This is a genomic window from Streptomyces sp. NPDC004788 (genome assembly GCF_053601115.1).
The window spans coordinates 38,080-54,818 of sequence record NZ_JBSGBF010000039.1 but is presented as its reverse complement, the minus strand read 5'-3'; the positions used below and the strand labels follow the sequence as shown (position 1 = coordinate 54,818).

The window sequence follows — 16,739 nt, the reverse complement described above, 5'->3', positions numbered from 1 at the left end:
CAACACCGCTACGAGGGTCATGCGGTGACTTTTTGAGTCCAGTTCGTGACCGACCGTAGGTCACGGGCCGTCAGAGTGCCGCGGCCCCGTGGTTGCGCAGCGACTGCCCGTACTGCGTGAGCACCCACAGCTCGTTCTGCACGGCGGCCACCTGGGCCGGGTCGCCGTGCGCGCCGAGCCGGGCGAGGGTGCCCTGCACGTCGCGGATGCGGCGGTCGACGGCCCGGAGCCGTACGGTCACGAGCTGGTCGCCCGCGTACGCCTCGTCGACGATCTTCGCGAAGATCGTCTCGACGGCGAGTTCGGTGACGAGCGCGCGCACGGTGTCGTCCGGGGCGGCCTCGCGGACCGCGTCGAGGTAGTCGGCGGGCGCGCCGGTGGCGCCGCCCGCGTCCTGGATGCACTGGCGGACGGCCGCGTACGGCGGGGCGGTGAACTCGTCGACCCCGTACGCGTCGAAGGCCGGCGAGACCAGCTCCGGGCGCTGCAGCGCCAGCTTGAGCAGCTCGCGCTCGGTGCGGTGGGCGGGGCTGCGCAGGTTGAGCGCGGGGCCCGCCGGGGCGACCGGTGCCTGGATGCCGGCCGTGTCGTACGGCTTGCGCCGCTCGGCGCGCCGGTCGGGCTCCTTGCCCCCGCCGCCGCGCTGCCAGCGGGCGATCTGGGCGACCCGGCGGACCACGAACTGGGTGTCGAGGATGCCGAGCATGCCGGCGAGCTGGACGGCGACCTCGTGCTGCGAGGCCACGTTCTTGATCCGGGCCACGATCGGCGCGGCCTCGTCGAGCGCGGCGGCGCGGCCGGAGGGGATCTCCAGGTCGTAGCGGCTGACGATCTGCCGCAGCGCGAACTCGAAGAGCGGGGTGCGCGGCTGGACCAGGTCGACGACGGCCTCGTCGCCCTTGGCGAGGCGCAGCTCGCAGGGGTCCATGCCCTCGGGGGCAATGGCGATGTAGGTCTCGGCGGCGAACTTCTGGTCGTCCTCGAAGGCCCGCAGCGCGGCCTTCTGGCCGGCGGCGTCGCCGTCGAAGGTGAAGATCACCCGGGCCGAGCCGTTGTCCATGAGGAGCCGGCGCAGGATCTTGATGTGCTCGCCGCCGAAGGCGGTGCCGCAGGTGGCGATGGCGGTGGTGACGCCGGCCAGGTGGCAGGCCATGACGTCGGTGTAGCCCTCGACGACGACCGCGCGGCTGACCTTGGCGATGTCCTTCTTGGCCAGGTCGATGCCGTAGAGCACCTGGGACTTCTTGTAGATCGGCGTCTCGGGCGTGTTGAGGTACTTGGGCCCGTTGTCGTCGTCGCGCAGCTTGCGCGCGCCGAAGCCGACGACGTCGCCGCCGACGTCCTTGATCGGCCACATCAGGCGGCCGCGGAAGCGGTCGATGGGGCCGCGGCGGCCGTCCTGGGAGAGACCGGAGAGGATCAGCTCGCGGTCGGAGAAGCCCTTGCCGCGCAGGAAGCGGGTGAGGTGGTCCCAGCCGGCCGGGGAGTATCCGACGCCGAAGTGCTCGGCGGCGGCCTGGTCGAAGCCGCGCTCGGCGAGGAAGCGGCGCCCGATCTCGGCCTCGGCGGAGCCGAGTTGCTCGGCGTAGTACCGGGCGGCGGCCTGGTGGGCCTCGACCAGGCGGGTGCGCTCGCCGCGCTGGTGGCCGGGGTTGTAGCCGCCCTCCTCGTAGCGCAGGGTGATGCCCGCCTTGGCGGCGAGGCGCTCGACCGTCTCGGAGAAGGTGAGGTGGTCGATCTTCATCACGAAGGCGATGGTGTCGCCGCCTTCCTGGCAGCCGAAGCAGTGGAAGAGTCCCTTGCTGGGGCTGACCTGGAAGGAGGGCGACTTCTCGTCGTGGAAGGGGCAGAGCCCCTTCAGGTTCCCGCCGCCTGCGTTGCGGAGCTGGAGGTACTCGGACACGACGGCGTCGATCGGGACCGCGTCCCGTACCGCCTTCACGTCGTCATCGTTGATCCTGCCTGCCACGCATGAATTCTACGGGTGACGGCGGGGGTCCCCGGGCTGCCCCGGGGCTACTCGGCGAGGCTCTCCAGCGGCACCGACGCGTCCGCCAGGCGGTCGGCGTCCACCTGCGCCCGGGACCGGATGAGCTTCTGGATCGGGTCTGTGACGTCCCACACATTCACGTTCATGCCCGCGATCACCCGGCCCTCCTTCAGCCAGAAGGCGACGAACTCCCGCTTGCCGGTGTCGCCGCGCACCACGACCTGGTCGTACGAGCCGGGCGGCGCCCAGCCCGAGTACTCCATGCCCAGGTCGTACTGGTCGGTGAAGAAGTAGGGGACCCGGTCGTAGGAGACGTGCTGCCCGAGCATCGCGCGGGCGGCGGCCGGGCCGCCGTTGAGGGCGTTGGCCCAGTGCTCGACGCGCAGCCGGGTGTGCAGCAGCGGGTGGTGGGCGGCGGCGATGTCGCCGGCGGCGAAGACGTCCGGGTCGGAGGTGCGCAGCGCCTCGTCGACGGCGACGCCGCCACCGTCGGCGCGGTCGACGAGGGCGAGGCCGGCGTTCTCGGCGAGGGCGGTGCGCGGGGCGGCGCCGATGGCGATCAGGACGGCGTGGGCGGGGTGCTCCTCGCCGTCGTCGGTGCGGGCGGCGAGGACCATGCCGTCCTGGCCGGTGATCTCGGTGAGCCCGGTGCCGAAGTGGAAGCGGACGCCGTGGTCGGTGTGCAGGTCGGCGAAGATCTGGCCGAGTTCGGGGCCGAGGACCCGGTGGAGCGGGGTGGGGTCGGCCTCGACGACGGTGACCTCGGCGCCGTACGTACGGGCCGCGGCGGCGACCTCCAGGCCGATCCAGCCGGCACCGGCGATGACCAGCTGGCCGTTCTCCCGGCCGAGCTTCTTGATCTCGTCGCGGAGCCGCTCGGAGTGCGCGAGCCGGCGCAGGTGGTGCACGCCGGCGAGGTCGGTGCCGGGGATGTCGAGACGGCGCGGCTCGGCGCCGGTGGCGAGGAGCAGCTTGTCGTAGCGGATGACGGTGCCGTCGCCGAGGCGGACGGTGTGCGCCTCGCGGTCGACGGCGGTGACGGGCTGGCCCAGGTGGAGCTCGACGTCGTGCTGCGCGTACCAGCCGGGCTCGTGCACGAAGACGGAGTCCCGCTCGTCCTTGCCGAGGAGGTAGCCCTTGGAGAGCGGTGGGCGCTCGTAGGGGCGCTCGCGTTCGTCGCAGATGAGGATCACCCGCCCGTTGAAGCCCTCGGAGCGCAGGGTCTCCGCTGCCTTGGCCCCGGCCAGGCCCCCGCCGACGATGACAAAGGTCTGATCTGCGTCGACCACGTTGATTCCTCCTCGTTGCGACCGGTTCCCTACGCTACGCCCCTGGACCCGGGCCGGGCCGTTCCGCCTCGGGACGCCTCGGGACGCCTCGGAACATGCATGCGAGGGTCCCGCACCGGCCGGGAAGGCGAAAGAGGGCGAACGGCCCTTGGCCGGGGGCTAACCGCGGGGCGTCCGGAGCCGGGCGTGCAGGCTGCGGGCGGAGGCGTCGGTGAGGGAGGCGATCTGGTCGACGATCACCCGCTTGCGGGAACGCTCGTCGGGCGCGGCGACGAACAGGGCCCGGAACTGCGGGTCGAGGCCCTCGGGCGCGCGGGCCGTGAGCGCCTCGGCGAGCTCGGCGACGACGATCCGCTGGTCGGCCCGGAGCGCCTCCTGTTCGGCGCGCTGCATCACGTATCGGTCGGCGATCGCCTTGAGCACGGCGCACTCGTTGCGGGTGGCGCGCGGGACGACCAGTTCGGCGCCGTAACGGGTGAGCCGACCGCCGCCGTACGCCTGCCGGGTGGCGCCCTCGGCGGCCAGGCAGAAGCGGCCGATCAGCTGACTGGTGGCGTCCTTGAGCCGGGCCTGGGCGACGGCCGAGCCGTCGTAGCCGTGCGGCCACCAGTCCTGGTCGACGAGCCGGTCGAGGGCGTCGGCGAGCTCCTGCGGATCGGTGTCCTCCGGTACGTACCGGCCGAGGGCCACCTGCCAGATGTCGGCGCGCTCGGGCTCGGAGAACAGCATGTTGGGATCGATGTGCCCGGCGTGCAGGCCGTCCTCGAAGTCGTGCACCGAGTACGCCACGTCGTCGGACCAGTCCATCACCTGCGCCTCGAAGCACTTGCGGTACTCCGGCGCGCCCTTCCTCACCCACTCGAAGACCGGCAGGTCGTCCTCGTACACCCCGAACTTCGGCGAACCCGGGTCGGTGGGGTGCCCGCCGCGCGGCCACGGGTACTTGGTGGCGGCGTCGAGCGCGGCGCGGGTCAGGTTCAGGCCGACGCTGACCGGATCGCCGGTGGCGGGGTCGGTGATGAACCGCTTGGGCTCGATGCGGGTGAGCAGGCGGAGCGACTGCGCGTTGCCCTCGAAGCCGCCGCAGTCCTTGGCGACGTCGTTGAGCGCCTGCTCGCCGTTGTGCCCGAAGGGCGGGTGGCCCATGTCGTGCGCCAGGCACGCCGCCTCGACCAGGTCCGGGTCGCAGCCGAGCGCGGCGCCCAGCTCGCGGCCGACCTGGGCGCACTCGAGGGAGTGGGTGAGCCGGGTGCGCGGGCTGGCGTCCCAGGTGTGGACGGGGATCCCCCCTGCCTGGGCGGAGCCGGGAGACCGGGGCGGGGAGCCGGGGTCCACGACCTGCGTCTTGCCGGCGAGCCTGCGCAGCGCGGAGGAGTGCAGCACCCGCGCGCGGTCGCGCTGGAAGGCGGTGCGGCCGGGCCGTTTGTCGGGCTCGGGGGCCCAGCGTTCGAGTGCGAGGGGGTCGTAGCCGGGGGTGGGGGTGGGGGTGCCGGTCCTGGTGGGGTCTGCGAAGCCTTCCATGTCTTCGAAGGTAACGGGCGGGACGGACAGAAGGGGCGAGGACGCGGCTCGCGCGTCAGCCGGCCACGCCGGCGAACTCCCGTGCCGGGGCGGGGGACATGACCGCCTCGTCGTAGCGGTGCAGGATCAGCCGGGCGAGGGCGGGGTGGGCGCCGAGGGGAGCGGCGGCGAGCCAGGGGGCGTGGGCAGCGGCGCGGGCGGCGAAGTGGCCGGGGGCGGTGAAGCAGGAGGCGACGGCGATGCGGTGACGGCCGCGGGCGGCGAGGGCGCGGACGGCCTCGGGGACGGTGGGGCCGGCGGCGGAGGCGAACGCGGGGAGTACGGGCACGCCGCCGAGGCGTTCGCCGAGCCGGGCGGCGATGCGGCGGATGTCGGCGGCGGACTCGGGATCGCGCGAGCCCGCGGCGGCGAGGACCACGCCGGTGGTGGGCGAGGCGCCGTCCCGCGGGGTCCAGCCGGCCTCGGCGAGCCGGTCGGCGAGGGCCTCGACGAGCAGCGGGTGCGGCCCGAGCGGTTCGGCGATCCGCACCCGCACACCGGCGGGCGCGGCGGCGGCCGCGGCGGGCAGGTCGTGCTTGACGTGATACCCGCGGGCGAAGAGCAGGGGCACGAGCACGGCGCCGCGCCCCGGCCGCGCGAGGCCGGCGAGGAGGCTGCCGCCGTCCGGTCCCGCGAGGCCGGCGAGGGTGTCGGCGAGCAGCGGTGCGTTCAGTTCGATGTGCGCGAGCCGTACGTCGAGGCCGGGCCGCAGCTCCCGTACCCGGTCGGCGAGGAGGCCGAGGGTGGCGGCGGCGCGCGGGTCGCGGCTGCCGTGGCCGACGGCTATGAGGGTGGGGGCGTCACGAGCGGCCGGCCGCGCGAAGATGCGGCCGAGCATCCCGGCGGCGCTGCTGTCGAACGTGGGGTCCGGCTCCTGCCTCTTCATGCGCCGATCGTGCCGGGGGCAGGTTGCCTGGCAGTTTCGCCCGGATCACGGCTGGTTGCCGCGGCCTCACAGCGGCGCCTCACCCCCGCACCGGACGCTTGCCCAGCCGGTGACACCCGCCCCCGCGCCCTCACTGCGCCAGCCACACCCGCAGCGGCCCGAGCGTCCCGAAACCGGCCTCCAGGGCCGCCTCCAGGTCCTCGCCCGACTCGTAACCGACGACCGGGCGGTCGGGGGCGGCGAGGGTGAGGGCCGCGGACCAGGCGTGGGCGGCGGGGAGGTCGCCCACCGTGAAGACGTTGGAGACGCCGGTGACGCCGGCGCTCTCGGTGAGGACGGCGCCGCCGAGGATGCGGCCGTCGGGGGCGTGGGCGGCGACGATCGTCGTGGTGGGGTCGTCGAGGAGCTCGGGACGGAAGAGCGCGGCCTCGTCGGCGTCGCCGTCGCTCCAGGCGAGGGCCCACGCGGCGAGTTCGGCGGGAGTGCGGACCGCGCGGACGCCGGCGGCCTCGCCGCGGACCGGCAGGCCCGCGGGGCGGTGGATCCACTGGGCCTCGAAGAGCGTGAAGAACCCGGACTCGGCCAGGTCGAGGCGCGCGTAGCTGTCCTTGACGGAGGCACCGGGGGCCGTGCGGTCGACGGCGTCCAGGAAGTCCTCGGCGGCCGTGTCCGGGGCCAGGGTGACGGCGTCCGGGTAATAGAGCGGGGTGCGCCGCGGGCTGGACCAGGCGCGCGGGCCGAAGGCGCCGGAGAGGCCGTGGGCGCGGCACATCGTGTCGCACCAGTCGGCGTTGTTGCGGACGGCGGCGGCGAGGAGAGCCGCGCCGGTGGGGTCGGCCGTGGAGTCGGCCGCGAGGTTGGCCGTGGAGTTGGCCGTGGAGTTGTCGATCACCAGCGGATCCTATGGAGACCTCACCCCTCCCCTCCCCTCTTTTTCTCTTCCGAATCACGGAATATCTTTTCCGTTATGAGACTCCCTATGCCGCTCCCCCGGCGCGCACTCGCCGAGTTCACCGGCACCGCCGCCCTCGTCGCCGTCATCGTCGGCTCCGGACTCCGCGCCGACGCCCTCAGCCCGGACACCGGCGTCCGGCTGATCGCCAATGCCGCCGCCTCCGCCATCGGGCTCGGTCTGCTCATCGCGCTCATCGGCCCGCTCTCCGGCGCCCACTTCAACCCGGTCGTCACCCTCTCCGAGTGGTGGGCCCGCCGGCACAAGGACGGCGGCCGCGAGGCCGTCCTCTACATCGCCGCCCAGCTCGCCGGCGCGGTCACCGGCGCGCTGCTCGCCGAGGCGATGTTCGGCCGCACGCCGGGCGCCGCCCTCGCCACCACCGAGCGCGCCGACCTCCACCTCCTGCTCGGCGAGGCCGTCGCCACCGCCGGACTCGTCCTCGTCGTGCAGGGCCTGCGCCGCATCGGCCGCCCGGCGCTCGCCCCGGTCGCCGTCGCCTGCTACATCGGCGCGGCGATCTGGTTCACCTCCTCCGGCTCCTTCGCCAACCCGGCCGCCACCATCGGCCGCTCCCTGTCCGACTCCTTCACCGGGATCGCGCCCGGCTCGGTGCCCGCCTTCGCCGCCGCGCAGTTCCTCGGGATGCTCCTGGGCATGGGGCTCGCGAGCCTGCTGTACGGAGGGCGGTACGGCACGGAACGCGGCGCGAGCGAACCACCGACCGCCGAAACGCGTCCGACCGTGTGACAACATCCCGGAAGACCGACCGGAGGTCCCACCCATGCGCGGCGTCCGCCTGCCCCGCCCGCCCCGCCTGCTCCCCCGCACCACCCGGGGCCGCCGCCGCGCCGTCCAGGCCGTGATGCTCGGGGCCGTGCTCGCCCTCGCCCCCGCCGCCTGGCTGCACACCAGCACCGCCGACCGCCTCCGTACCACCGCCGACGTGCCCGCCCAGGACGTCGCCGTCGTCTTCGGCGCCGGCCTCTGGAGGGGCCGCCCCACCCCGTACCTCGCGCACCGCCTCGACACCGCCGCCGAGCTCTACCGCACCGGCAAGGTCAAGGTCCTGCTCGTCACCGGCGACAACAGCCGCACCGAGTACGACGAGCCGAGCGCCATGCGGAAGTACCTGGCCCAGCGCGGAGTGCCCGACGCGAAGGTGGTCAGCGACTACGCCGGCTTCGACACCTGGGACTCGTGCGTGCGCGCCAAGAAGATCTTCGGCGTCGACCGGGCCGTACTCGTCACCCAGGACTTCCACGTGAAGCGGGCCGTGGCGCTGTGCGAGGCGGCGGGCGTGCAGGCGTACGGGGTCGGGGTCGGCGAACCGCACGACGTCACCTGGTACTACGGCACCACCCGCGAGATGGCCGCCGCGGGGAAGGCCGCCCTGGACGCCGCCCTGCGGCCCGACCCGACGTTCCTCGGTGCCAGGGAGGACGGCGTGACGAAGGCCCTCGCCTCACCCGTCACGACCCGCTGAAAGGAGCGCACGGCACCCCGTCCGTAATCCGGCGGGTCCTCGCCCGTAACACGGCCGCCGCATCCTCGGCTCATGTCAGAGGTCACCACCGTCCCCACGCACTGCCCCTACTGCGCCCTCCAGTGCGGCATGAACCTGCGCCCCACCGCGGGCGGCGCCGGGGAGCTGCCCGTCGAGGTGGTCGACCGGCCCGACTTCCCCGTCAACCGGGGCGCGCTGTGCGGCAAGGGCCGCACCGCCCCCGCCGTGCTCTCCTCCCGGGTCCGGCTCACCGAGCCCCTGGTCCGCTGCCCTGACACGGGGGCGCTGCGGCCCGCGACCTGGGAGGAGGCCCTCGCCGCCGTCGCCGACGGACTGCGCCGCACCCGCGACGGCCACGGGGCCGACGCCGTGGGGGTCTTCGGCGGCGGCGGTCTGACCAACGAGAAGGCGTACGCGCTCGGCAAGTTCGCCCGGCTCGTCCTCGGCACCTCGCAGATCGACTACAACGGGCGCTTCTGCATGTCCTCCGCCGCCGCCGCGCACCAGCGTGCCTTCGGCCTCGACCGCGGCCTGCCCTTCCCGCTGGAGGACATCCCGAAGACCGGCTGCGTGATCCTCGTCGGCTCCAACCTCGCCGAGACCATGCCGCCCGCGCTGCGCTACCTCACCGAGCTGAAGGAGAACGGCGGCCGGCTGATCGTCGTCGACCCGCGCCGCACCCGCACCGCCGAACAGGCCGACCTGCACCTCGCCCCGCGCCCCGGCACCGACCTGGCGCTCGCGCTCGGCATGCTGCACCTGGTCGTCGCCGAGGGGCGGGTCGACGAGGAGTTCGTCGCCGCGCGCACGCAGGGCTGGGCGGCGGCCCGGGCCGGGGCGATGTCCCACTGGCCCGAGCACGTGGAGCGGATCACCGGCGTGCCCGTGCCGCAACTGCGCGAGGCGGTACGGATGTTCACCGAGGCCGGGAGCGGCATGGTGCTCACCGCGCGCGGCCCCGAGCAGCAGTCCAAGGGCACCGACACCGTGGGCGCCTGGATCAACCTCTGCCTGGCCACCGGCAGGGCCGGCCGGCCGTACAGCGGCTACGGCTGCCTCACCGGCCAGGGCAACGGGCAGGGCGGCCGCGAGCACGGCCAGAAGGCCGACCAGCTGCCCGGCTACCGCAAGCTCGACGACCCGGCCGCCCGGGAACACGTCGCCGGGGTGTGGGGGGTCCCGCCGGAGTCCCTGCCCGGTCCGGGCCGCAGCGCGTACGAACTCCTCGACGCGCTCGGCGGGGACGTGAAGGCCCTCCTCCTCATGGGCTCCAACCCGGTGGTGTCCGCCCCGCGCGCCGCGCACGTCGAGGAGCGGCTGCGCTCCCTGGACTTCCTCGCCGTCGCCGACGTCGTCCTGTCCGAGACCGCGGCGCTCGCGGACGTGGTCCTGCCCGTCACCCAGTGGGCCGAGGAGACCGGCACCACCACCAACCTGGAGGGCCGCGTGCTGCTGCGCCGCCGCGCCCTCACCCCGCCACCGGGCGTCCGCAGCGACCTGGAGGTGCTGCACGGGCTCGCGGCCCTGCTCGGCTGGGAGAAGGGCTTCCCCGCCGACCCGGAGGAGGTCTTCGAGGAGCTGCGGCGCGCCTCGGCGGGCGGCCCGGCCGACTACGCGGGCATCAGCTACCGCCGGATCGAGGAGGAGCAGGGCGTGTTCTGGCCCTGCCCGGACGAGAGCGGCACGGGCGGTGGTACGGCGGGCGGTTCGGGCGGTGGTACGGCCGGCGGTTCGGGCGGCGGTACGGCCGGCGGTTCGGGCACTCCGCGGCTCTTCCTCGACCGGTTCGCCACGCCCGACGGGCGGGCCCGGTTCGTGCCCGTGGTGCACCGTGCCGCGGCCGAGGAGACCGACGCCGACTACCCGGTGGTCCTGACGACCGGGCGGGTCGTCTCCCAGTACCAGTCGGGCGCGCAGACCCGGCGCGTCGCCGAGCTGAACGCGGCCGCGCCCGGCTCCTTCGTCGAGCTCCACCCCCGGCTCGCCGAGCGGATCGGCGTGGCGGAGGGCGAGGCCGTCGCGGTCGTGTCGCGGCGCGGCCGGGCGGTGGCCCCGGCCCGGATCACGGCCTCGATCCGCCCGGACACGGTCTTCATGCCGTTCCACTGGCCGGGCGAGGGCCGCGCGAACACGCTGACCAACCCGGCGCTCGACCCGGTGTCGAAGATGCCCGAGTTCAAGGTGTGCGCGGTCCGCCTGGAGCGGGCAACGGAACCAGCGGCTACGGCTACGGCTACGGCCGGTTGAACCAGTCCCCGCTCTCGATGACCTCGCCCAGGGGCGCGTCCGGCGTCGCCAGGAAGACCCAGGCGGACACCCGCGCCCCGTCCCGTACCCGCTCGACGTCCATCGCCACCCGCTCGTAGCCGACGGGCAGTTCGAGCCGGTCGAGCAGGCCGAACAGCTCGCCGTAGGCACCGGGCGCGGGGGTGAGCAGGGTGCCGACGACCCGGCCGCCGTCCGCCGGCAGGACGTACGGATAACCGGGCCCGTCGTACAGGGTCGCCCCGTGCAGCACGGCGTCCGCCTCGGTGCCGATCCGGCCGGCGAGGAAGCGGTCGTGGTTGTACGCCCCCGGGCGCAGCGTCCCGTACACGAAGAACGGGCGCTCGTCATGGGCCGGCGCGCCGGCCTCGATCGCCGCGGGCTCCGAGGTCTCCCGCTCGACCCAGCGGGCGTACTCCGCGCTCACCCGGGTCACCCGGGTCGCGAGGACCTCGGGCGTCTCGTAGTCGTGGGCGGCGAGGAGGTGCGCCTCCAGGGCCGGGTAGCGGGCCTCGGTGGTCTTGAAGGTCACCTCCCACTCCTCGGCGGTCTCGACCGCGCCCTGCCAGTGGTAGACGGAGGTGACTGGCCCCGAGAGCTGCGCGCAGGCGGCGAGCCGGGCCTCGACGGCGCCGCGCGCCAGGGTCTCGGCCTTGGCACGCGCGTCGGTGGTGGTGCGGACGGTGACGATCACTCCTTCACCGTACGGGCGAACCGGGCCGTGCGCAGCAGGGCGCGGGCGCCCTGGGCCGTGCGGTGTCCCGGGCATACGGTGGGCCCATGACGACGTCTTCCCAGCCCCAGGACCTGTACGTCGAGATCGACGGCGCCCCGGCCGCCACCGAACCCGACGTCCTCGCGTCCCTCATGAGCGGCTACGGCCACTACACGGCGATGCAGGTGCGCGACGGCCGGGTCCAGGGCCTCGGCCTGCACCTGGAGCGGCTCGACCGGTCGACGCGCGAGCTGTTCGGCCTGGGCCTGGACGGCGGGCGGGTGCGGGCGCTGCTCGCCGGGGCGCTTGAGGGCGCGGGCCGGAAGGACGCGTCGGCGCGGGTGTACGTGTACGAGGGGGCCGAGGGGGCCGACGGCGGCGGGCCGCTCACGGTGGTGACCGTGCGGGAGCCGTTCTCGGCGGACCGCTCGCCGAAGGCCCTGAAGTCCGTCCCCTACTGGCGGCCGGCGGCGCACATCAAGCACCTGGGCGGGTTCGGGCAGCGCTACCACGGCGACGCGGCCCGCCGTGCGGGCTTCGACGAGGCGCTGCTCACGGGCGGCCCGTCGCACGAGATCGCCGAGGGCGCGGTCACCAACGTCGCCTTCTGGGACGGCACTTCGGTGATCTGGCCGGCCGCGCCGCACCTCGTCGGCACCACCATGTCCCTGGTGGCCCCGCGGCTCCCGTCGGTGACCCGGGCCGTGACGCTGGCGGAGGTGCCGTACTTCCGCGCGGCCTTCGTGACGAGCGCGCGCGGGATCGCCCCGGTGAACCGGATCGACGACTCCCCGCTCCGGGTGGACGAGGAGCTGATGGAGCGGGTGTACGCGGCGTACGAGGCGGCGCCCTGGGACGCGCTGTAGGGCCAACTCGCCCACTCGTACCGGCGGCTCGGGCACTCGGGCGCGCGGGCACTCGGGCACTCGGACACTCGGCGGCTCGGGCACTCAGGGGGGTAGCATCGATGACTCATCTGGGCGCATGGGGGGGGTGCGGGATGGTCACGCGGTACGTCGTTTCGCCGCGCGGCGGTTGGCGCTCCCACCCCGACATCGCGTCGGCCCTGCGCGTCGCCGAGGCACGGCGGCGCCCGGCGGTGATCGAGATCGCGCCCGGCCACTACCAGGAGGCGCTGACCGTCCGGGGCGAGGTCGAGCTGGTCGCCGCCGACGGGCCCGGCACCGTCACGGTGGGCCTGCCGCGCGGCACCGTCCTCGACGCCCATGGATCGGTGCGGGTGAGCGGCCTCGTGCTGACCGGGCGCGACGCCGACGTCGTGAGCTGTCACACGGGCACGCTCACGCTCGCGCAGACCGAGATCCGGGCCCCGGGCGGCGTCGCCGTGCACGCTCGGCCGCACACCTCCGTGACCGTACGGGACAGCCGCGTCCTGCACGGCCGGGCGCTCTTCAGGGGGGCGGCGGGGCTCGTCGAGCGGTGCTCGTTCACGGACGCCGCCGACAACGCCGTCGCCGTGATCGAGGGCGCCCACGTCCTGGTCCGCGACAGCCGGATCGACGGCAGCCGGATTCACGGCGTACGGGTCAGCGATGCCCGCGCGGAGCTCAGCGGCTGCACCCTGACCGGCACCGAGAAGGCGGCGATCGTGGCCGACGCCCGGGCCGGGGTCACCGTGACCGACTGTCTGGTCACCGGCGTTCACGCGGAGGGGATCCTGTTCATCGAGCAGTCCCGGGGCACCGTGGCCGGCACGCGCGTCGTCGACGCGGAGCACGGCATCGCCGTGACGTCGGGCGCCGACCCCGTGGTCCGCGGCTGCGTGTTCGCCGACTGCCGCGACACCGGCATCAACGTCACGACGGCGGGCCGCGGCCGCTTCGAGAAGTGCGAGGTGCTCGACGCGCGGGTCGTCTCCGTCTTCTCGACCACCGGCGGCGCCCCCGAGGTCCACGGCCTCCGGATCGCGGGCGGCAATGTGGGCATCGCCGTCACCGACGGCGCCAGGGGCCGGTTCACCGGCATCCGGATCGCGGACCTGGCCACCACCGCGCTGCGGGTCTGGGACGGCTCCGGGGCCGTGTTCGAGGACGTCACCGCGGACCGCTGCCCAGCCGGCCTGGACACCAGGGGCGACGGCGGCACGACGGCGGAGGTCGTGGACGCGGCCTTCCGGGACTTCGGCCCGACCGCGGTGGTCGCCGGCGGGCAGAGCAGGATCACCCTCCGCCGGGTGGCCGCGGAGCGGGGGCCGGTGGGCTTCGCCGCGGCCGAGGAGGGCCGGCTGTTCCTGTACGACTGCACCGCCTCGGCGGTGAGCAGCAGCGGGGCCGGGGTGATCGGCCAGGCGAGACTCGTCGCGCGGAATCTCATTGTGACCGGTTCGGACGGGCTCGGCCTCTGCGGGCGGGATTCGGCCTATCTGGACGTCGCCCACAGCGAGTTCAGGGACTGCGCGGTCGCGGGGGCGGCCTTCGAGGGCACATGCAGCGGGACCTTCACGGACTGCTCCATCAGCGGGAGGGGCGAGAAGGCCGTGCGGCACAACGGCCGGGTCGACCTGATCGACCTGCGCACCTCGCTGCCGGTCGTCCGACAGACCGATGAGGTGCCCGAACCCGCACCCATGAACGTCTACAACTACCACGGCCCCGTGTTCAACCAGCCGGTCCACGGGTCCCAACTGGCCTGGAACAACCAGAACGTGGTGCAGCAGCAGACCCCGAAGGACGGATCCCGCCCATGAACGACCCGAAGAACGTCCACAACTACGACGGCCCCGTCTTCAACGCCGCCGTCTCCCACGCCCAGTTCGCCTGGAACAACGAGAGCGTCACCCAGAACCAGCAGAGCAACGACACCGTCGCCCCCGGCTACGAGAACCTCGCCGCGCTCGTCACCGAGCTGCTCCGCACGCTGCCCGGGGCCGGCCTGGCGGAGCGGGACCGGGAGGACGCCGAGTCGGCGGCCCAGGAGGTCCTCGCGGAGGTCACCCGCACCGACGCCGCGCCGGAGGAGAGCCGACTGCGCCGTGCGGTCGGCGCCCTCAGAGGCGCCCTCGCCCCGGTCGCGACCGGTGTCACGGCCGGTGCGGCCGCGGGGGCGCAGGAGTGGGCCCGGGCGGCCATCGAGGGGCTGACCGGGCTGGTCTGACCGGACCGATCGAACCGGGGCGGGGCCGAGCGGGGCGGGGCCGAGCGGGCCACGCCCGTCGCCGCCACCTCGTTCCCCTCCCCCTCGTCCCCCGCGCCCCTCGTCCCCTCCCCTCGCTCCCCTCGTTCACCCGTTCGGCACGGACCGTCAGCTGACGCCTGAAAACCCTCGCTGACCTGCGTCAACGCGGGAGATCCAGGCGACGCGCCGCACCGGACGGAGCAATTCTGATGGGACATCAGGAGGCGGGCCGTCCGGGCACGCATTTATCTCGGACCTACGGAAGCCCCTTTCCGAGAGACCGTACGTGCGCCCCGGAGGTCCCCCATGCGCCGCACCCCTGCCCGACTGCTCACCGGTACCGCGCTGACGTTCGCCGCCCTCGGCGTCTTCGCCACCGGTCCCGTGGCCTTCGCCAACGGTGACTGGAACAACAACGACGGCGACCACAACAACAGCGGCGAGCACAGCGGCGGCGGGGAGCACGGCGGCTCGGAGTCGCTGGAGATCTTCCCCTCCTCGGCCGAGCCGGGCACCTTGGTCACCGTCAACACCACCGCCTGCGGCGACCACGGCCACGGGATCGGCAAGACGGACGGGCTCGACGCGGGCGAGTTCCACCTGAACCCGAGCACCCACAAGGAGGTCGTGGTCGGCCAGTTCACGGTGCCGCACCACGCCCAGTCCGGGACGTACCCGATCAGCGTCCGCTGCGACAACGGGCGGTCGGCCCGCGGCGAGCTCTTCGTCAAGCACAAGAGCCCGAGCGGCCATGTGCAGACCGGTGTCGGGGGCAGCGTCGGCCCCGACACCGCCCAGGTCACGGCGGGCGCGGCGGTGCTGGCCGTGGCCGCCGTGGGCGGTACGTGGCTCCTGCGCCGCCGGGCGAGCGGCGCGCAGGACGGCTGACCGTACCGCCGACGTCCTGTCCCCGCCGCGCGCCAGCTGACGGCCCGGCGGGGGCAGGACCATCTCTCGGTAAGGCCCTCCGGAAGGACATGAGGTCGTGACCAACAGGAGCAAGGGCTGGGGCATAGCCGTCGCCGCCTGCGTGGGCCTGTGGATGATCCAGAACGGCTCCGGCCAGGTCACCCCGCCCGTGCCGTCCGCGGCGCAGGCCTTCGCCGCCGGGCCGAGCGTCCACACCGACGCCGCCGCCGACCCGCTCCCGCCGTCCGACCCGGTCCGGCTGCGGATCCCCGAGATCGACGTGGACGCGCCCCTGACGGGCCTCGGGCTCGGCGCGGACGGCGCGCTCGACGTGCCACCGGCCGCCGACCGCAATCTGGCCGGCTGGTACGAGGACGGCACCCGGCCCGGCGCCAAGGGCACCGCGATCGTCGCCGGCCATGTCGACAACGCGCAGGGCCCGGCCGTGTTCTACGCGCTGGGCGCGCTGAAGAAGGGCCACCGGATCGAGGTGGACCGGCGGGACGGCCGGACCGCCGTCTTCACGATCGACGCGGTCGAGGTCTACGACAAGAGCGCCTTCCCGGACGCCAAGGTGTACGGGGAGGCGGACCGGGCCGAGATCCGGGTGATCACCTGCGGCGGCGGCTTCTCGCGCAAGGCCGGCGGCTACCAGGGCAACGTGGTCGCCTTCGGCCACCTCATCGGCGTGAAGTGACCCGTCCGGTCAGGGCTTACGCCCACTGGTCGAAGGCGAGCTTCGCGACCAGCGAGAAGACGACCACGAGCAGCACCCCGCGCACGAACTCGGCGCCCTTCGCCAGCGCCATCCGGGCGCCGAGCGTCCCGCCTGCCAGGTTGAAGAGGGCCATGACGGCGGCGAGCTGCCACAGCACGTGCCCCTGGTAGGCGAACATCGCGAGCGCGCCCGCGTTGGTGCAGACGTTGACGATCTTCGAGGTGGCGGAGGCCGTCACCAGGTCCAGATGGAGCACGGCGGTCAGCGCGAGCACGAGGAAGGTGCCGGTGCCGGGTCCGAAGAGCCCGTCGTAGAAGCCGATGCCGCCGCCGACCACGACGATCGCCGTGACGATCCGGGCCCGGGTGAGCGCCGGCCGCTCCTCGCCCGCCGCCCGGGTGCCGAAGGACGGCCGGAACATGACGAAGCCGGCCACCCCCAGCAGGACCACCATGATCACCGGGCGGAGCACGGCGCTGCTGATCCCGGCCGCGAAGAAGGCACCGCCCATCGACCCGAGGAGCGCGGCGAGCCCGATCCGTACCGCCGTGCCCACCTTCACCGGCGCCTTGCGCAGGTAGGTGACGGCGGCACCTGAGGTGCCGACGATCGACACCGCCTTGTTGGTGCCGAGGATCTGCGCGGCGGGCAGGTGCGGCAGCCCGAGCAGCAGCGCGGGCAGCTGGAGCAGCCCGCCGCCCCCGACCACGGCGTCGATCCAGCCGGCGGCGAAGGCCGCGATGCAGAGCAGGACAAGAGTGGTCAGGGATATGTCAGGCATGGGCGTGAGCCTAGGAACGGAATAGGTGTGCC

The 16,739-nt window shown here is 74.1% G+C and carries 15 protein-coding genes; 8 read left to right on the top strand and 7 right to left on the bottom strand.

All coding sequences use genetic code 11. The annotated features are described in order from the left end of the window. Positions 1–70: 70 nt before the first annotated feature. The 5 genes from dnaG to ACWEJX_RS19160 form a co-directional block, all read right to left on the bottom strand. The gene (dnaG, locus tag ACWEJX_RS19180; RefSeq protein WP_451608613.1) at positions 71–1,969 is read right to left on the bottom strand and encodes a DNA primase; all 1,899 of its coding nucleotides are present in this window, start codon (positions 1,967–1,969) and stop codon (positions 71–73) included. 47 nt (positions 1,970–2,016) lie between these two features. Continuing rightward, positions 2,017–3,279 (bottom strand): NAD(P)/FAD-dependent oxidoreductase, encoded by a 1,263-nt coding sequence (locus ACWEJX_RS19175; RefSeq protein ID WP_451608612.1) that lies wholly within the window; start codon positions 3,277–3,279, stop codon positions 2,017–2,019. 159 nt (positions 3,280–3,438) lie between these two features. Further along, complete coding sequence (locus ACWEJX_RS19170) at positions 3,439–4,800, bottom strand: deoxyguanosinetriphosphate triphosphohydrolase (protein WP_451608611.1); 1,362 nt, start codon at positions 4,798–4,800, stop codon at positions 3,439–3,441. A gap of 55 nt (positions 4,801–4,855) precedes the next feature. Then, positions 4,856–5,677 (bottom strand): sirohydrochlorin chelatase, encoded by an 822-nt coding sequence (locus ACWEJX_RS19165; protein WP_451608623.1) that lies wholly within the window; start codon positions 5,675–5,677, stop codon positions 4,856–4,858. Positions 5,678–5,855: 178 nt separating this feature from the next. After that, positions 5,856–6,617, bottom strand: coding sequence for a hypothetical protein (locus ACWEJX_RS19160; protein WP_451608610.1), 762 nt, complete (start codon positions 6,615–6,617; stop codon positions 5,856–5,858). 75 nt (positions 6,618–6,692) lie between these two features. On the opposite strand from ACWEJX_RS19160, the gene ACWEJX_RS19155 reads away from it, so the two are divergent. From ACWEJX_RS19155 to ACWEJX_RS19145, 3 genes are all read left to right on the top strand, one after another. Further along, the gene (locus ACWEJX_RS19155) at positions 6,693–7,427 is read left to right on the top strand and encodes an aquaporin (RefSeq protein WP_451608609.1); all 735 of its coding nucleotides are present in this window, start codon (positions 6,693–6,695) and stop codon (positions 7,425–7,427) included. Positions 7,428–7,461: 34 nt separating this feature from the next. Next, positions 7,462–8,163, top strand: coding sequence for a SanA/YdcF family protein (locus tag ACWEJX_RS19150; protein ID WP_451608608.1), 702 nt, complete (start codon positions 7,462–7,464; stop codon positions 8,161–8,163). Between the two features lie 72 nt (positions 8,164–8,235). Further along, positions 8,236–10,431: a molybdopterin oxidoreductase family protein gene (locus ACWEJX_RS19145; RefSeq protein WP_451608607.1), complete on the top strand. Its 2,196-nt coding sequence runs from the start codon at positions 8,236–8,238 to the stop codon at positions 10,429–10,431. Here the strand turns inward: ACWEJX_RS19145 and cutA are convergent. Next, complete coding sequence (gene cutA / locus ACWEJX_RS19140; RefSeq protein ID WP_451608606.1) at positions 10,418–11,143, bottom strand: divalent cation tolerance protein CutA; 726 nt, start codon at positions 11,141–11,143, stop codon at positions 10,418–10,420. The genes ACWEJX_RS19145 and cutA overlap by 14 nt on opposite strands. Positions 11,144–11,229: 86 nt before the next feature. Between cutA and ACWEJX_RS19135 the strand changes: the two genes are divergently transcribed. The 5 genes from ACWEJX_RS19135 (at position 11,230) to ACWEJX_RS19115 (ending at position 15,905) form a co-directional block, all read left to right on the top strand. Next, positions 11,230–12,030: an aminotransferase class IV gene (locus ACWEJX_RS19135; RefSeq protein ID WP_451608605.1), complete on the top strand. Its 801-nt coding sequence runs from the start codon at positions 11,230–11,232 to the stop codon at positions 12,028–12,030. A 134-nt stretch (positions 12,031–12,164) separates the two neighbouring features. Further along, positions 12,165–13,871 carry a right-handed parallel beta-helix repeat-containing protein gene (locus ACWEJX_RS19130; protein WP_451608604.1) on the top strand — a complete coding sequence of 569 codons (1,707 nt, stop codon included), beginning with the start codon at positions 12,165–12,167 and terminating at the stop codon, positions 13,869–13,871. Beyond that, positions 13,868–14,278 carry a hypothetical protein gene (locus ACWEJX_RS19125; RefSeq protein WP_451608603.1) on the top strand — a complete coding sequence of 137 codons (411 nt, stop codon included), beginning with the start codon at positions 13,868–13,870 and terminating at the stop codon, positions 14,276–14,278. Before ACWEJX_RS19130 ends, ACWEJX_RS19125 begins: the two co-directional genes overlap by 4 nt. A gap of 327 nt (positions 14,279–14,605) precedes the next feature. Beyond that, positions 14,606–15,187: a hypothetical protein gene (locus ACWEJX_RS19120; protein WP_451608602.1), complete on the top strand. Its 582-nt coding sequence runs from the start codon at positions 14,606–14,608 to the stop codon at positions 15,185–15,187. A 154-nt stretch (positions 15,188–15,341) separates the two neighbouring features. Next, complete coding sequence (locus tag ACWEJX_RS19115) at positions 15,342–15,905, top strand: class F sortase (protein ID WP_451608622.1); 564 nt, start codon at positions 15,342–15,344, stop codon at positions 15,903–15,905. A 16-nt stretch (positions 15,906–15,921) separates the two neighbouring features. Here the strand turns inward: ACWEJX_RS19115 and ACWEJX_RS19110 are convergent, their stop codons facing one another. Next, on the bottom strand, positions 15,922–16,707 hold the full coding sequence (locus ACWEJX_RS19110) for a sulfite exporter TauE/SafE family protein (RefSeq protein ID WP_451608601.1): 786 nt from the start codon (positions 16,705–16,707) through the stop codon (positions 15,922–15,924). Between the last annotated feature and the right edge of the window lie 32 nt (positions 16,708–16,739).

Excerpts from the sequence above, each read along its gene's own strand:
- ACWEJX_RS19170 (WP_451608611.1), bottom strand. The coding sequence starts at position 4,800 with ATGGAAGGCTTCGCAGACCCCACCAGGACCGGCACCCCCACCCCCACC.
- ACWEJX_RS19165 (WP_451608623.1), bottom strand. The coding sequence starts at position 5,677 with ATGCTCGGCCGCATCTTCGCGCGGCCGGCCGCTCGTGACGCCCCCACC.
- ACWEJX_RS19155 (WP_451608609.1), top strand. The coding sequence starts at position 6,693 with ATGAGACTCCCTATGCCGCTCCCCCGGCGCGCACTCGCCGAGTTCACC.
- ACWEJX_RS19150 (WP_451608608.1), top strand. The coding sequence starts at position 7,462 with ATGCGCGGCGTCCGCCTGCCCCGCCCGCCCCGCCTGCTCCCCCGCACC.
- ACWEJX_RS19145 (WP_451608607.1), top strand. The coding sequence starts at position 8,236 with ATGTCAGAGGTCACCACCGTCCCCACGCACTGCCCCTACTGCGCCCTC.
- ACWEJX_RS19135 (WP_451608605.1), top strand. The coding sequence starts at position 11,230 with ATGACGACGTCTTCCCAGCCCCAGGACCTGTACGTCGAGATCGACGGC.
- ACWEJX_RS19130 (WP_451608604.1), top strand. The coding sequence starts at position 12,165 with ATGGTCACGCGGTACGTCGTTTCGCCGCGCGGCGGTTGGCGCTCCCAC.
- ACWEJX_RS19125 (WP_451608603.1), top strand. The coding sequence starts at position 13,868 with ATGAACGACCCGAAGAACGTCCACAACTACGACGGCCCCGTCTTCAAC.
- ACWEJX_RS19120 (WP_451608602.1), top strand. The coding sequence starts at position 14,606 with ATGCGCCGCACCCCTGCCCGACTGCTCACCGGTACCGCGCTGACGTTC.
- ACWEJX_RS19115 (WP_451608622.1), top strand. The coding sequence starts at position 15,342 with ATGATCCAGAACGGCTCCGGCCAGGTCACCCCGCCCGTGCCGTCCGCG.
- ACWEJX_RS19110 (WP_451608601.1), bottom strand. The coding sequence starts at position 16,707 with ATGCCTGACATATCCCTGACCACTCTTGTCCTGCTCTGCATCGCGGCC.